Raw genomic sequence first — 14,242 nt, 5'->3', positions numbered from 1 at the left:
CGGCCGAACCGCACCATACGTCAGCCTTGCCTGGCGCCGCTCAGGCGGTCAGCGTCGGCCAAAATCGAGCGCATGGCGTCGCCCGCCGCCTTGCCGTCGCGTCCGTAGCCGCCACGCTCCAGCGTGGCCGCCAGGGCCTTGCGGGCCCGAGAGACACGACTTTTCACCGTGCCCACGGCGCACTGGCAGATTTCAGCGGCTTCTTCGTAGGCGAAGCCGCCCGCGCCGACCAGGATCAGGGCTTCGCGCTGTTCCTCGGGCAGGGTCTTCAGGGCTTGACGCAGTTCGTCCAGGGCCACGGGCGCCTCAGGGTCGTCGACCGCCACCAGGGTCCGCTCGGCGGCTTCCTGATCGAGCTGGGTCTGGCGCCAGGACCGGCGTTTTTCCGAATAGAACTGGTTGCGCAGGATCATGAAGGTCCAGGCCTTCATGTTGGTGCCCATCTGATAGCTGGCCCGGGCGTCCCAGGCCTTCATCATGGCTTCCTGAGCCAGGTCGTCGGCTGCGGTGGGATCGCCCGTCAGGGTGCGTGCAAAGGCGCGCAGATGCGGGATCAGCGTCACCAGCTCCTTCTTGAAGCCGGCGTCATCGGCGGAGGCGGGCTTAGGCGGCGCGCTGGAGATGCTCACTGACCCTCCTTGGTCGACGACCGCTCGTCGGCCCGTCGCAGGATGTCCAGGAATTCGTCGGGAACGGGCTCGTTCACCACCTGATCGAACATGTGGCGCAGCTTCACGCCGATGGCCTGCTGGCGCAGGCGCACTTCTTCCAGACCCTGGTCCCTTGACGCTGGTGCGTCAGGACGCGGGTTGGTTTCCTTAGAGTTTATCATGGATTTCCGGCCGCCACCCAAGCCTAGAGGAGTCGTTCATGGAAGCCGAAAACGCCGCTTCTCTCCAAGAGTTCCTAGGCCTGTGCGTTTTTATGCTCAAGCTTCTGTTTCGGACGTGGAACCGTTGCCCCCTAGACACGTTCTGACAGACTGGCGCGTCCCCGCATCGGAGACGCCGACTGTCGGGGAATATGTATGAGTCTACTGGCCAGACTGGCGCCGCATCTGCCCTACGTCCGCCGCTATGCGCGCGCGTTGACGGGCGACCAGATCACGGGCGACAACTATGTGCGCGTCGCGCTGGAGGCGTTGGCCGCCGGCGAGCGGCAGCTGCCGGCGGAAATGACGCCGCGCGTCGCCCTTTATCATGTCTTCCACGCCATCTGGTCGTCCACCGGCGCCCAGCTTGAGGACGGCAGCGGCATGGAGGCCGGCGACGACGCCTCGCGCCGGTTGATGCGGATTGCGCCGCGCTCGCGCCAGGCCTTCCTGCTGACGGCCCTGGAAGGCTTCACGCCGTCCGAAGCGGCGCAGATCCTCAGCGTCGATCCGCGCACGGTCGAGCGACTGATCGCTGAGGCCCAGACCGACATCGACGCCGAACTGGCCACCGATGTCCTGATCATCGAGGACGAGGCCATCATCTCGGCTGATATCGAAAGCCTGGTGAAGGAACTGGGCCACCGCGTCACCGGAACCGCCACCACCCACGATGAGGCGGTGGACGCCGTGACGCGTCACCGTCCGGGTCTGGTGCTGGCTGATATCCAGTTGGCCGACGGCTCGTCGGGCATCGACGCCGTCAAGGACATCCTGAAACGCTTCGATGTGCCGGTCATCTTCATCACCGCCTTCCCCGAGCGACTGCTGACGGGCGAGCGGCCTGAGCCGACCTTCCTGATCACCAAGCCCTTCCAGCCGGAAACGGTGAAGGCGGCGATCAGCCAGGCGCTGTTCTTCCATCCGTCGCGACAGAAGCAGGCCGCCTGACGTTCTGACGAAGCAGATTGAAAGGCCCCGACGGTTGCGCCGTCGGGGCCTTTTTATTTCCGGGTCAGGCGGCGGGGGGCGCCGACGTCGGGGATGGCGTCGGGGGCGGGGCGTCAAAGGGAGCGACGTCCTCGCGCGTGCCGCCCGCATCTTGATTGACGGTCTGGAAGCCGCCGTTGCTGAGCAGCCACATGCCCAGCAGAAGGACGGCCGCCGCCCCGCCCGACACGATCAGCAGCCAAAGGATGCGTTTCCCGCCCCGGCCCTGACGAACGTACTGGGCCTCGATCGGCGCATGGTGCTCGACGGCGTCGGCGGAATGAGAGTGGGGATCCTGATGGGTCATCGCGTTCTCCGGTCTGGCCTGTTCCGCGGGCTTCCTCTTACGGTCTAGCAACGCGGCGGAGCCTGCCGTCGTTCCGGGCGATGAAGGGGGCGGCCTGTCGAGCGATAAACTTCGGGGGGCGAGGGAACCGGTTTGAGATGCCGTGGTTATGGAAGTGCGGAGGCGACAGAGCCCCCCCGACTTGACCGGTTCGCCGGTCGGTCGCCTCCGCTCCTCATTCTCGATGATGCCACCTTAGAGCGGACCCCACACGGTCCGCTTTTTCTTTGGCTGCCCCTCGACAGCGGCAGCGCATCCACGCCTAATGAGTTCTCAAAGAAAACGCATTGGAGACGCGCCATGAGCCTTCGCAATCGTCAGTGGGTTCTTCGCCAGAGGCCCCAGGGCCTGATCCAGGACGGCGATCTGGAATTGATCGAAACGCCCGTGCCGGACCTGAAGGACGCCGAGGTTCTGGTCCGCACCATCTATCTGTCGCTGGACCCGACCAACCGCACCTGGATGAACGACAGCCAGGGCTATCTGCCGCCCGTCGGCCTGGGCGAGGTCATGCGCGGCCTGACCCTGGGCGTGGTTGAACAGTCGAAGTCCGAGCGCTTCAAGGCGGGCGACATCGTCACCCCTCTGTCGGGCGGCTGGGCCGACTATGTGGTGGTGCATGAACAGGGGTTGCGCCCTGTGCACCGGGCGCCCGGCATGCCGCTGACCGCCAATCTGTCGGTGCTGGGGATGACCGGGCTGACCGCCTATTTCGGCGTGACCGACGTTCTGAAGGCCAAGGCGGGCGAGACCCTGGTGATCTCGGCGGCGGCGGGGGCGGTCGGCTCCATCGCCGGTCAGGTCGCCAAGCAGCGCGGCGCGCACGTCATCGGCATCGCCGGCGGACCTGAGAAATGCCGCTGGCTGACCGAGGACCTCGGCTTCGACGCCGCCATCGACTACAAGAACGAGGACGTGGGCGAGGCCCTGGATCGTCTGGCCCCTAACGGCGTCGACCTGAATTTCGAAAACGTCGGCGGCGACATCATGATCGCGGTGTGGAACCGGCTGAACGTCCATGCCCGCATGGCCGTCTGCGGCCTGATCTCGTCCTACAACGCGACGCGGATGCCGCCCTCGCCGAACTTCAGCCGCATCATCACCCATCGCCTGAACGTCCAGGGCTTCCTGGTGCTGGACTACGCCCCGCGCGCCCGGGAGATGGTCGAGGAGATGGGCCCCTGGCTGGCCGATGGCCGGATCAAGTGGAAGGTCCACGTCGATGACGGTCTGGAAGGGGCGGTCACCTCCTTGAACCGCTTGTTCACCGGCGACCATGACGGCAAGCTGCTGGTCCGGGTGTCGGAAGAGCCCGCCGCCTGAGGAGGCCTGACGGGATGACCGAACCGCTGCACGTCCATTTCGAGGACCTCGAGGTCGGCCAGGTCATTCCCCTGGGCGCCTGCGCGGTGGACGGGGGCGCGATGGATGTCTTCGTCGAACGGTTCGCGCCGGGCTGGGACGTCGCTTACGGCGCGCCCGACGCCCTGGTCTATGCCCTGTGGAGCCGACTGTCGGCCGAGAAGGCCGGACATTGGGCGGGGACCAAGACCCTGGCGGTCGATGGTCTGCGTTTCATGCGCAACCCGCCGCCCGGGGAACTTCTGCGCGGGCGGCTGACCATCATGGGCAAGGACCCGGTCGGCGACGACAAGGGCATCGTCATCGCCCAGCAGGACCTGCTGGACGAAGCGGGGCGGCTGGTCTTTTCCTGCCTGACCCGCGCCCTGGTCGCGCGACGCTAGACAGAAAAACGCCCCGCCAGTTTTCTGACGGGGCGTTTCCATTTTTTGTATTTTCAACGGGCCTCAAGCAGCGCGCTAGCGCGGTAGGCCCTTAAAGAAAGCCTATCAGGCGTTGGCGGCGACCGGCGTTTCAGCGGCGGCGCGGGCGAAGGCCATGGCGATCAGGCGGTCCCAGCCCAGCAGCGACACCAGGTGGGCGTAGATCTGGCCCAGGGCGCCGTTGTCGCGCAGTTCGACCAGCTTCTCGGCCGGCAGAGCCTTCAGCTTGTCTTCCGAGACGGCGAAGTACTCGGCCAGCTTCTGCACTTCGCCAGGCGTGCCGTCGGCGTTGCGTGGCGTGAAGTTGGCCTCGCGCGTTTCGAACAGGTCCAGGTCGGTCAGCAGCTTGACGAAGGATTCCGTACGCAGCCGCTCCTGCTCGAAGTTGTTGCAGAACTCCATCGCATTGTTGACGTAGGCGCTGGGCTGCTCGCCCTCGAAGAGGGGGATTTCGGCGTTTTCGCTGACGAAGGCCGCGCCGCGGTCGATGCACAGGATCATGCGGTTCTGCGTGTCGTCATTGGCGAAGACGAACGGATAGCGGCGGACATAGGCCGGGATATAGGCGTCGGCGCGGAAGTCGCCGTTGTCGATGAACAGGTTGTCGTTCTGGCGCAGGCCCATGGCCACGACAGGCTGTTTCAGGTCGCCGACGAAGATGATCGGGTAGGACAGGGCGGCGGGCGCGAACTCGGTCACGGTCAGCGGCACGATATTGGTCTGGGCGACGAAGGCGTAGGGCTTGTCGGCCGGCGTCACGCCCAGCTTGCCATGGGCCTCGAACGAGATCGGCTCCGGCTGGGTGTAAAACAGGACGTTGCCGGACAGGGGGCCGGACGCTTGGGACGTGGTGTCGGTCATGGTGTGTCGGATCGGCTCTGAACAGAAAGGTCGAGCCTTCTAGCCTATGGTCGGGCATGCCGCAAACGCGATGGTTCGGCGAACCCTGGGCGACGAGGTCGCGCCCATGCGGCGCCGGGGCTGGTTGCGATGCGGCCTGCGACCCCTTAGCTGTGGGGCATGGGCGTTGCTTGCGATCATGACCATGCCGACAGCCGACCCGGCGCCGCCGAGGTCGAAGAGGCCATAGTATCGGTAGAGGCGCGCTGCGCCGCCGAGGGTGAACGCATGACCGCGCCGCGCCGCCGGGTGCTCGAGCTGCTGCTGGCGGCGGGCGAACCGGTCAAGGCCTATGACCTGATTGCGCGCTATGGTCTGGACGGACAGGCGGCCAAGCCGCCGACGGTCTATCGCGCCCTCGAATTCCTGGAGCGGAGGGGCGTGGTGCACCGCATCGCCTCCATCAGCGCCTATGTGGCCTGCACCGCCGTGGCCGGGGACGCCCCCGCCCACGCCGCCGCCTTCCTGATCTGCGACTGCTGCGGCGCGACGGAAGAGGTCGCCGTGGCGGGGGGCGACGCCTTCGCCGATGCGGCGTCGGCCGCCGGCTATGCGATTGAGCGCACCACGATCGAGGGCCACGGTCGATGCCCCGCCTGCCGCGTGGCGGCCTGATCGAGATGGACGCCCTGGCCTTGTCGGCGCCGCGGCGTCTGAATGTCCCTATCGATAACCGCTGGGGCGGCGGCGAGATGGCGGTGCTGGATTTCGGCGATCCGGCCCGGCCTGTCGATCTGATCTTCGCTCACGCCAATGGTTTCAACGCCTATGCCTATCGCTCGCTTTTGCAGCCCTTGTCGGGCGCTCTGCGCATCTGGGCTCCTGACCTGCGCGGACATGGTCGAAGCCGGCTGCCGGCGCGGCCGGAGGGGCGCCGCAGTTGGAAAGACCATCGCGACGACCTGATCGCCCTGCTCGACGCCGTCGACGGCCCCTCGGTGGCCCTGGCCGGCCACTCCATCGGCGGGACCAGCGGTCTTCTGGCGGCGGCGGAGCGACCCGAGAGGGTGTCGCGCCTGCTGTTGCTGGACCCGGTGATCTGGCGACGCGAAATGGTGGTGATGATGAACCTGCCGCTGGTCTGGAGGCTGGCGGGCCGCAATCCCATTGTGGCCGGCACACGCAAGCGGCGCGCCCTGTTCGACAGTCGTGAGCAGGCTTTGCAGGCCTATCGCGGGCGGGGGGCTTTCAAGGGCTGGTCGGACCTGATGCTGGCCGACTATCTGGTCGATGGTCTGGCCGAGACGGATCGCGGCTTCGAGCTGACCTGCACGCCGGACTGGGAAGCGTCCAACTACGCCGCCCAGGCGCATAATCCGTGGCAAGCCCTGCGGCGTTATCCGCGCGCGGTGCGAATCCTGAAGGCCGAGAGCGGCGCCCTGTGCGCCGTGCCGACGACAACCCCTGACGTGGTGCGCTTGCAGGTTGAAAGCGTCGCGGGCGGCGGGCACCTGTTCCCCATGACCCATCCCGACATCGTGCGCGACGCCCTGCTCGACATCGCTGTCTGAGCCGCCGTCGAGACCGGGGTGGCCGGGGCCATCGGTTCGATGTTAGGCCTTGGGCGTCATGAGTTCGCCCGCCGCCAGTGATCTGAAGCGTCTCCTGCTGGGCTCGGCTATCGGCGCCGGGATCGGCCTGATCCTGCTGGCGCTCGGCGTGGCCATCCTTTGGAACGCCGCCGATCAGCGCCTGACGGAAGCCGCCCTGACGCCGCCTGAAGCCGCTCAAGGGGGGCCGACCTCGTCGCCCGCAGCGACGGCCTCGGCTGCCTCGGCGGAGGGGGAGGGGGCCATGACCTATCCGGCCTTGCCCGCTCCAGCGACGCCGCATCCCGCGCCGCTCCCCGAGGAGCCGACGGAGCCTTCCAGACCCTCGCTGTGGGGTTCGATCTTCGACACGGAGGACGAAGCGCCGCCGCCGCTTCGCGCCGGCCCGCCGGCCGCCGCGCCACGTCCCCCCGCGACGCGGCCCTCGACGTCCAGACCCTCCACGCCAAGGCGGGCGCCCGAGGCGCAGCGGCAGGAAGACAGCCTCTTCTTCTAGGCTGTCAGGTCAGGCGGGCGCAGGCGTGGATCAGCCGCTCCACGTCTTCTTCGGATTGATACAGGCCGAAACCGAAGCGGATGACGTCGTCGCGCACGTCGGTGACCACGTTCATGTGTTGCAGGTCGGCCTTCCAGCGCGCGGCCTCGTCCGAGCGCAGGGCCAGGAAGCGGGCGCGCGGGGCGTCGCCTTCGACCGGGTTGAGGATCTCGGCCTGGGACAAGGCCCCGGCCTCGCCCCCCTGTACCGCCGCCTGAAACCGCGCCTGAAGCCCGCGCGCGTGGGCGGCGACGGCGGCGGTGGTCAGGCCCTGTTCGTCCAGCATCCGGCGCACGGCGTTGAGGCGATAGAGGGCGCTGACGTCGAAGGTGGCGCCCCAGAAGCGGCCGCCGTCGGTGCGGTACTGGACCCCGCCGGGCGGGCCTTCCAGATGGCCGAACTCGGCGAACCAGCCGGTGATGACTGGACGCGGACAGAAGCCGGGCGGGGAATGCAGGAAGCAGGCCCCTTCGCCCGCCATGGCGTATTTATAGCCGCCCGCCAGATAGAAGATCTTGTCGGCCACCGCCGACAGGTCGGTCGGCATGGCCATGAAGCCGTGATAACCGTCGATGACCACCCAGGGGCCGGCGGGGTCGGCCAGAGCCGCCAGTTCGGCCACGGCGTCGAACACCTGGCCGGTGCGGAAGAAGACCTGGCTGACCAGGATCAGGTCATGCCCGCCCGCCCTGGCCGCCGCCACGAAGCGCTCTGCGAAGGTGGCGAAGGGATGCAGCGGCACCCGCGTGACCACGGCCTCGCCGGCCTCTTCCCAGCGTTCGGACTGGCGGCGGAAGGAATGGAACTCGCCGTCGGTGGACAGGATGCGCACCGGCTTTGTCTCCACGCCCGAGACGATGCGCAGCAGGATGTCGTGGGTGTTGGGCGCAAAGATCAGGCTGTCGGGCGAGGGCAGGTTCAGCTCCTTCGCCACATGCTTCTGCGCCTCGGGAATGACCTCGCCGAAGATCAGGTCCCACTTGCGGTCAGCGAAGCGGTTGGCCTCGGCCCAGGCTTGCACCTGGGCGTCGAAGCTGGCGTCGGGCCACAGGTGATGGCTGTGGGCGGCGAAATGCAGCCGCTCGGGATCGAGACCCAGGGCGCGCGAGAAGAGGGGCTTGTAGTTCATGCCTCGACCTTACCCGGATCGTGCATCCACCCAACAGAAAAGACGGACCCTCCTTCCACCGCTCATCCCCGCGGAGGCGGGGACCCAGTAAGAGCCTCACATGCTGAGGGTGGATTAGAGGGTGGTTCTTCCGCTCGAGCTTGCAGCCAAAGCACTGGGTCCCCGCCTCCGCGGGGATGAGCGGAAGTCATGAAAAAGGCGGGCCGCTTTCGCGAACCCGCCTCATGATTTCTAGATCAAACTACCGTGGCAGTGCTTGAACTTGCGGCCCGAGTGGCAGGGGCAGTCGGCGTTTCGGCTGGTGCGTTCCCAGCCGACGGGCAGGGCCTCGACCGGCAGCTTGGAGCGGTCGTCGCCGGTCAGCATGCCTTCCGGGTTCTGGGCCGACGGATTGGCCATTTCGTTCTCGCCGGTGCCGGGGTTCAGGTGGATTTCCTGGAACTCGGGCATCTCCATCGCCGGCGGGGCCTCGAAGCGGAACTCGACCGTCATCAGCCAGCGGGTGACGTTGTGGCGCAGGTCGTGCAGCAGCGTCTCGAACAGGTTGAAGGCTTCGGTCTTGTATTCGTTCAGCGGGTCGCGCTGGCCGTAACCGCGCAGGCCGATGACGCCGCGCAGGTGGTCCAGATGGACCAGATGCTCACGCCACTGCATGTCGATCATCTGCAGCATGAACTGCTTTTCCAGACCGCGGGTCTGGTCAGCGCCGATCATTTCCAGACGCTCGGCGGCGCGGGCCTCGGCGGCGGCCATCAGCCGCTCTTCGATTTCCTCGTTCGAGACGCCTTCCTCGGCGGCCCATTCCTTCAGCGGCAGCTCCAGGCCGAGGGTCGAACGGACCTTCTCGTCCAGACCGTCCATGTCCCACTGCTCGGCATAGGCCTTGGGCGGCATATAGCGTTCGACCAGGTCGTTGATCACGTCGCTGCGGAAGTCGGCGACCAGTTCGGACAGGTCCTCGGCGTCCATGAACTCCTGACGCTGTTCGAACACGGCCTTGCGCTGATCGTTCACGACGTCGTCGTATTTCAGCACGTTCTTGCGCATGTCGTAGTTGCGGGCTTCGACGCGCTTCTGGGCGGTCTCGACGGCGCGGTTCAGCCAGGGGTGGCTGATGGCTTCGCCCTCGGCCACGCCGAAGGACTTCATGATCGAATCCAGACGGTCGCCGGCGAAGATGCGCAGCAGGTCGTCCTCGCACGACAGGTAGAATTTCGAGGTGCCGGGATCGCCCTGACGGCCGGTGCGGCCGCGCAACTGGTTGTCGATGCGGCGGCTTTCGTGGCGCTCGGTGCCCAGCACGAACAGACCGCCGGCGGCCAGGGCCGCTTCGCGGTGAACGGCGATCTCGGCCTTGTATTGGGCTTCGATGGCGGCCAGGGCCTCGGGCGTGACCTCGACGGCCATGTTGCGCTGTTCCTGGGTCCAGCGCTGCAGGCGCATCTCCAGGTTGCCGCCCAGCTGAATGTCGGTGCCGCGACCGGCCATGTTGGTGGCGATGGTCACCGCGCCCGGCAGACCGGCGTCGGCGACGATATAGGCTTCCTGCTCGTGCTGGCGCGCGTTCAGGACGTTGTGCGGAATCCCGCGGCCGGTGGCGTAGGTGATGTCATAGGCGTCGTCGCCGACCTTTTGCGCTTCCTTCTCGCGGCCGGCGTAGGCGGCCTTGAGGGTGCGGCCGGTCTCGACCTTGTACTCATAGTTCTTGAGGACGTCGGACAGCTCCTCGGACTTCTCGATCGAGACGGTGCCGACCAGGATGGGCTGACCCTTGACGTGGCACTCGGCGATCTGGGCGGCGATGGCCGCGTTCTTTTCCCTGAAGGTGCGATAGACCTCGTCGTCATAGTCCTTGCGCAGGACCGGACGGTTGGTCGGCACTTCCAGGACGTCCATCTTGTAGATGTCGAGGAATTCCTGGGCCTCGGTCGCGGCGGTGCCGGTCATGCCGGACAGCTTTTCGTAGAGGCGGAAGTAGTTCTGGATGGTCACCGAGGCCAGGGTCTGGTTCTCGGGCATGATCTTGACGTCTTCCTTGGCCTCGATGGCCTGGTGAAGACCTTCGGACAGGCGACGGCCGGTCATCATGCGGCCGGTGTATTCGTCGATCAGGACGATCTCGCCGCCCTTGATGATGTAGTCCTTGTCGCGCGTGTACAGGGTGTTGGCGCGCAGGGCCTGGTTGGTGTGGTGGACCAGGCTGACGTTGGCCGGGTCATAGAGGTCGGTGGTGTCCTCGGCGAAGTGGCCGCCGGCCTCCAGCATTTCTTCCATCCGCTCCGAGCCCAGCTCGGTCAGCAGGGCCTGGCGCTGCTTCTCGTCCAGATCGTAGGTGGCCTTGTCCTTGATCAGCTCTTTCACGATCGCATCGACGATCTTGTAGAGGTCGGACCGGTCCTCGGTCGGGCCCGAGATGATCAGCGGCGTGCGCGCCTCGTCGATCAGGATGGAGTCGACTTCATCGACGATGGCGAAGTGGTGGCTGCGCTGCACCATCTCGCGACGGTCATAGACCAGGTTGTCGCGCAGGTAGTCGAAGCCGAATTCGTTGTTGGTGCCGTAGGTGATGTCGGCGTTGTAGGCCGCCTGGCGCTGGCCCTGCGACAGGCCGTTGACGATGACGCCGACCTCAAGGCCCAGGAAGCGATAGACCTTGCCCATGGTCTCGGCGTCGCGGCGCGCCAGATAGTCGTTGACGGTGATGACGTGGACGCCCTTGCCCGCCAGGGCGTTCAGATAGACCGGGGCCACGGCCACCAGGGTCTTGCCTTCGCCGGTGCGCATTTCGGCGATGCCGCCTTCATGCAGGATCATGCCGCCAGCCAACTGCACGTCGTACTGACGCTGGCCCAGGACCCGCTTGGACGCCTCGCGCACCACGGCGAAGGCTTCGTTCTGGATCTTGTCCAGGCTTTCGCCGGCCGCGATCCGATCCTTGAAGGTCTGCGTCATCATGCGCAGTTCGTCGTCCGAGAAGGCCTCGAACTTGGGTTCCAGGGCGTTGATCTTCTGCGCCTGGGCCTGGAAGGCCTTGACCTTGCGGTCGTTGGAGGAGCCGAGGATTTTCTTGGCGAAGCCGAGCATGGGCGATCCGGTAAAGGCGGTCGAGCGGCTGAAGGCTCGGAAACAGGAAGCGTCGTGATCAAGAAGGCCCGGATCGACGCCGGTCCCGGCGACCCCCGAAATCCGGGGCGCGCGCAGGGGCGGCGCAGACGATCGAAAACCCCTCGACTTGGGCGCAGCCGGGACTTAAGCACCGCCCTAACCCCTGTCAACGCGAGGGGCTTTCGACGGCTTGCTGCGACAGGCCTTCCGGTTCCTGTTTTTCGCCCCTTTCGCCTTTTGGCCGGAGCGCCTGATGCGGCTTTCGCGCCCCTCATTTCAAACCCTGCGGCCGGTGCTGGCGTCGGCTCTACTGGCCCTGGCCCTCACGGCCGCCTGCGGGCGCGGCGACGCGGAAGCGCCGCCGGAAAAGGACGATCTGATCGTGGCGCGGGTGCTGGACCGTTCGGTCTGGGCCTCGGACGTTCGCCGTGAAGCGGTGGCGCAGGGTCTGGTCGGCGAGGGCGAGCCGCTGGACGTCAAGTCCGAGCTGTTCCGCCGCGTGCTGGATGAGGTGGTCGATCAGAAACTTCTGGCCGCCGAGGCCCGTCGTCGCGGGCTGGACAAGAGCGCCCTGGCCCAGCGTCGGCTGGAGGCGGTGCATGAACGCATTCTCGGCGACATGCTGGTGGAATCCGTGGTCAGCGGCGCCGTGTCCGACCAGGCGGTCGAGCGCCTTTATCAGGAACAGCAGCGCCGGGCGCAGACGACCGAAGAGGTTCGCGTCCGTCTGATCCTGTCGCATACGAAGGAACAGGCCGACGCCGTGGTCGGCGTCCTGGGGCAGGGGGCCGCCTTCGAGGCCGTGGCCGCCCAGCGCTCGGTCGACGACGCCACCCGCTATTCCGGCGGCGACCTGGGCTATTCGACGCTGGAGGTCCTGCCCGCCGCCTACGCCGCCGCCCTGCGCGGTCAGGCCCCCGGCGCCGTGGTCGGCCCGGTCCAGGGCGAGGGCGGCTGGGCTGTCCTGCGCATCGAGGATCGGCGCCTGGAGACGCCGCCGACCCTGGATCAGGCCCGTCCCCTTATCGTCCGCTATCTGACCTATGAGGGCGTGCGCCAGCTGCTGGAGCAGCTGCGCGGCAAGGCCTCGGTCGAAGTCTTCCTCAATCCCGCCAAACCGGCGGCGCAAGCCCCCGCCCGACCTGGGCCCGTCAAGCCTGCGCCCGCCGTCCCCGTCGCCGCCTCTCCCGCCGGAACCGTCGCCTCATGAACCGTCCGCCCGCCTCCAAGTCCGGTTCGACCGGCCAGATGATCGAAAACGCCATCGAAAAGGCGCTGGACCCGTTGGCCTCCGCCCTGAAGCGCGCCACCCAGCCGTCGGCGGCCAAGACCGCGACGACCTCAGCTCCGGGCAAGCCCGGCCTGATGATCTCGCCCCTGGCCGTACCCTTCCCGATCATTCCGCCTATCGGCGGCGTCGAGATCGCCACCGCACGCGCCGGCTTCTACAAGCACGAGCGCGACGACCTCGTGGTCTTCCGCTTCCCCGAGGGCGCGTCGTGCGCCGGGGTCTTCACCCGGCATAAGGTGGGCTCGGCCCCGGTCGACTGGTGCAAGCGGCAGCTGGAGGCCGACAAGGGCGGCGGCGAGGGCGTCAAGGTCCTGGTCGTCAACGCCGGCTGCGCCAACGCCTTCACCGGCAAGGCCGGGGCCGATGCGGCCCGTCGCACCGCTTCCGAAGCAGCCAAACGCTTCGATTGCCGTCAACGCGACGTCATGCTGGCCTCGACCGGCGTCATCGGCGTGGTGCTGGACGAGACCAAGATCAAGGCGCGTCTGCCCGACATCGAGGCCGGGCTGAAGGCTGACGCCTGGGCCGAGGCCGGTCTGGGCATCATGACCACGGACACCTTCCCCAAGGGCTCTTACGCGGAATGTGAGATCGAGGGCGTCAAGGTGAAGATCGCCGGCATCGCCAAGGGCTCGGGCATGATCGCGCCCGACATGGCCACCATGCTGGCCTTCATCGTCACCGACGCCGACATCGCCCCGCCGGTGCTGAAGGCCCTGCTGAACCTGCACGTCCGCACCACCTTCAACTCGGTGACGGTGGACGGCGACACCTCGACCAATGACACGGCCCTGCTGTTCGCCACCGGGGCCTCGGGCGCGCCGCGCATCGGTCGGGTCGGCGACCGACGGCTCAAGGATTTCTCGGCGGCTCTGGACCGGGTCATGCTCGATCTGGCCCACCAGCTGGTCAAGGACGGCGAGGGCGCGACCAAGTTCGTCCGCATCACCGTGGACGGCGCGGCCAGCCCCGCCTCGGCCCGCAAGCTGGCCAAGTCGATCGCCGACAGCCCTCTGGTCAAGACCGCCATCGCCGGCGAGGACGCCAACTGGGGCCGCATCGTCATGGCCGTGGGCAAGACCGAGGAGGCCGTGGATCGCGACCGTCTGGCCATCCATTTTGGCCCCCATGTCGCCGCCGTGGACGGCGCCCCGTCGCCGACCTACGACGAGGCCCAGATGAGCGCCTATATGAAGAACGCCGAGATCGACATCACTGTCCATGTCGGCTCGGGTCGGGCCTCGGCGACGGTCTGGACCTGCGACCTGACCAAACGCTACATCGAGATCAACGGGGACTATCGTTCGTGAGCGAGGGCGCAGCGGTCCCTACCGTGCTCGTCGTCGCCGTCGCCCTGATCGACGCCGACGGCCGCGTGCTGATCGCCAAGCGGCCCGAGGGCAAGCAACTGGCGGGCCTGTGGGAATTTCCGGGCGGCAAGGTCGAGCCGGGCGAGCGGCCCGAACAGGCCCTGATCCGCGAACTGAACGAAGAACTGGGCATCGACGTGAACGAGGCCTGCCTGGCCCCCTTCGTGTTTACCAGTCACGCTTACGAATCCTTTCACTTGTTGATGCCACTCTACCTGTGCCGGCGTTGGTCCGGCGTGGTCGTGGCGCGCGAACATGCGGGCCTGGCCTGGGTGAAGCCGAACAAGCTGTCGGACTATCCCATGCCCCCGGCTGACGAACCCCTGGTCGCCTGGTTGCGCGACCTGCTCTGATCAGCCGCCGCAGGAGGG

General features: G+C 67.0%; 15 protein-coding genes. 9 read left to right on the top strand and 6 right to left on the bottom strand.

From position 1 onward, the window contains the following. Positions 1-20: 20 nt before the first annotated feature. Together HNP51_RS02570 and HNP51_RS02565 are read right to left on the bottom strand one after the other, a co-directional pair. Positions 21-629, bottom strand: coding sequence for a sigma-70 family RNA polymerase sigma factor (locus tag HNP51_RS02570; RefSeq protein WP_184266766.1), 609 nt, complete (start codon positions 627-629; stop codon positions 21-23). Beyond that, a complete protein-coding gene (locus HNP51_RS02565; protein ID WP_184266764.1) occupies positions 626-832 on the bottom strand; it encodes a NepR family anti-sigma factor in 207 nt (68 codons plus the stop codon). Before HNP51_RS02565 ends, HNP51_RS02570 begins: the two co-directional genes overlap by 4 nt. A 195-nt stretch (positions 833-1,027) precedes the next feature. Between HNP51_RS02565 and HNP51_RS02560 the strand changes: the two genes are divergently transcribed. Then, complete coding sequence (locus tag HNP51_RS02560) at positions 1,028-1,822, top strand: response regulator (RefSeq protein WP_184266762.1); 795 nt, start codon at positions 1,028-1,030, stop codon at positions 1,820-1,822. Between the two features lie 64 nt (positions 1,823-1,886). On the opposite strand, the gene HNP51_RS02555 is transcribed toward HNP51_RS02560, so the two are convergent. Beyond that, the gene (locus tag HNP51_RS02555) at positions 1,887-2,168 is read right to left on the bottom strand and encodes a hypothetical protein (protein WP_184266760.1); all 282 of its coding nucleotides are present in this window, start codon (positions 2,166-2,168) and stop codon (positions 1,887-1,889) included. Positions 2,169-2,507: 339 nt separating this feature from the next. Between HNP51_RS02555 and HNP51_RS02550 the strand changes: the two genes are divergently transcribed. After that, complete coding sequence (locus HNP51_RS02550) at positions 2,508-3,530, top strand: NADP-dependent oxidoreductase (protein ID WP_184266758.1); 1,023 nt, start codon at positions 2,508-2,510, stop codon at positions 3,528-3,530. Between the two features lie 14 nt (positions 3,531-3,544). Beyond that, positions 3,545-3,952 (top strand): acyl dehydratase, encoded by a 408-nt coding sequence (locus HNP51_RS02545; RefSeq protein WP_184266756.1) that lies wholly within the window; start codon positions 3,545-3,547, stop codon positions 3,950-3,952. A gap of 105 nt (positions 3,953-4,057) precedes the next feature. On the opposite strand, the gene HNP51_RS02540 is transcribed toward HNP51_RS02545, so the two are convergent. Beyond that, on the bottom strand, positions 4,058-4,852 hold the full coding sequence (locus HNP51_RS02540; RefSeq protein ID WP_184266754.1) for a SapC family protein: 795 nt from the start codon (positions 4,850-4,852) through the stop codon (positions 4,058-4,060). 159 nt (positions 4,853-5,011) lie between these two features. Between HNP51_RS02540 and HNP51_RS02535 the strand changes: the two genes are divergently transcribed. Genes HNP51_RS02535 through HNP51_RS02525 form a run of 3 tightly spaced genes read left to right on the top strand, consistent with a single transcriptional unit; the run spans position 5,012 to position 6,937 of the window. Next, complete coding sequence (locus HNP51_RS02535) at positions 5,012-5,506, top strand: Fur family transcriptional regulator (protein WP_184266751.1); 495 nt, start codon at positions 5,012-5,014, stop codon at positions 5,504-5,506. Then, a complete protein-coding gene (locus tag HNP51_RS02530) occupies positions 5,479-6,402 on the top strand; it encodes an alpha/beta fold hydrolase (RefSeq protein WP_260398288.1) in 924 nt (307 codons plus the stop codon). Before HNP51_RS02535 ends, HNP51_RS02530 begins: the two co-directional genes overlap by 28 nt. A gap of 58 nt (positions 6,403-6,460) precedes the next feature. Continuing rightward, complete coding sequence (locus HNP51_RS02525) at positions 6,461-6,937, top strand: hypothetical protein (RefSeq protein ID WP_184266748.1); 477 nt, start codon at positions 6,461-6,463, stop codon at positions 6,935-6,937. Positions 6,938-6,941: 4 nt separating this feature from the next. Here the strand turns inward: HNP51_RS02525 and HNP51_RS02520 are convergent, their stop codons facing one another. Both HNP51_RS02520 and secA read right to left on the bottom strand, forming a co-directional pair. Further along, positions 6,942-8,105: an aminotransferase class V-fold PLP-dependent enzyme gene (locus HNP51_RS02520; RefSeq protein ID WP_184266745.1), complete on the bottom strand. Its 1,164-nt coding sequence runs from the start codon at positions 8,103-8,105 to the stop codon at positions 6,942-6,944. Positions 8,106-8,336: 231 nt separating this feature from the next. Continuing rightward, positions 8,337-11,189 (bottom strand): preprotein translocase subunit SecA, encoded by a 2,853-nt coding sequence (gene secA / locus HNP51_RS02515; RefSeq protein WP_184266743.1) that lies wholly within the window; start codon positions 11,187-11,189, stop codon positions 8,337-8,339. Positions 11,190-11,463: 274 nt separating this feature from the next. On the opposite strand from secA, the gene HNP51_RS02510 reads away from it, so the two are divergent. Genes HNP51_RS02510 through HNP51_RS02500 form a run of 3 tightly spaced genes read left to right on the top strand, consistent with a single transcriptional unit; the run spans position 11,464 to position 14,224 of the window. After that, positions 11,464-12,420: a peptidylprolyl isomerase gene (locus HNP51_RS02510; RefSeq protein WP_184266740.1), complete on the top strand. Its 957-nt coding sequence runs from the start codon at positions 11,464-11,466 to the stop codon at positions 12,418-12,420. Further along, positions 12,417-13,811, top strand: a complete 1,395-nt coding sequence (gene argJ / locus HNP51_RS02505) for a bifunctional glutamate N-acetyltransferase/amino-acid acetyltransferase ArgJ (protein ID WP_184266738.1) — start codon at positions 12,417-12,419, stop codon at positions 13,809-13,811. Before HNP51_RS02510 ends, argJ begins: the two co-directional genes overlap by 4 nt. Next, positions 13,808-14,224 carry a (deoxy)nucleoside triphosphate pyrophosphohydrolase gene (locus tag HNP51_RS02500; protein WP_184266735.1) on the top strand — a complete coding sequence of 139 codons (417 nt, stop codon included), beginning with the start codon at positions 13,808-13,810 and terminating at the stop codon, positions 14,222-14,224. Before argJ ends, HNP51_RS02500 begins: the two co-directional genes overlap by 4 nt. The last annotated feature ends 18 nt before the right edge of the window (positions 14,225-14,242 follow it).

The sequence above is a fragment of the Brevundimonas bullata genome (genome assembly GCF_014207965.1).
Classification (GTDB): Bacteria; Pseudomonadota; Alphaproteobacteria; order Caulobacterales; family Caulobacteraceae; genus Brevundimonas; species Brevundimonas bullata_A.
The sequence above is the reverse complement of the archived record's forward strand: the minus strand, read 5'-3'. Positions and strand labels throughout refer to the sequence as shown.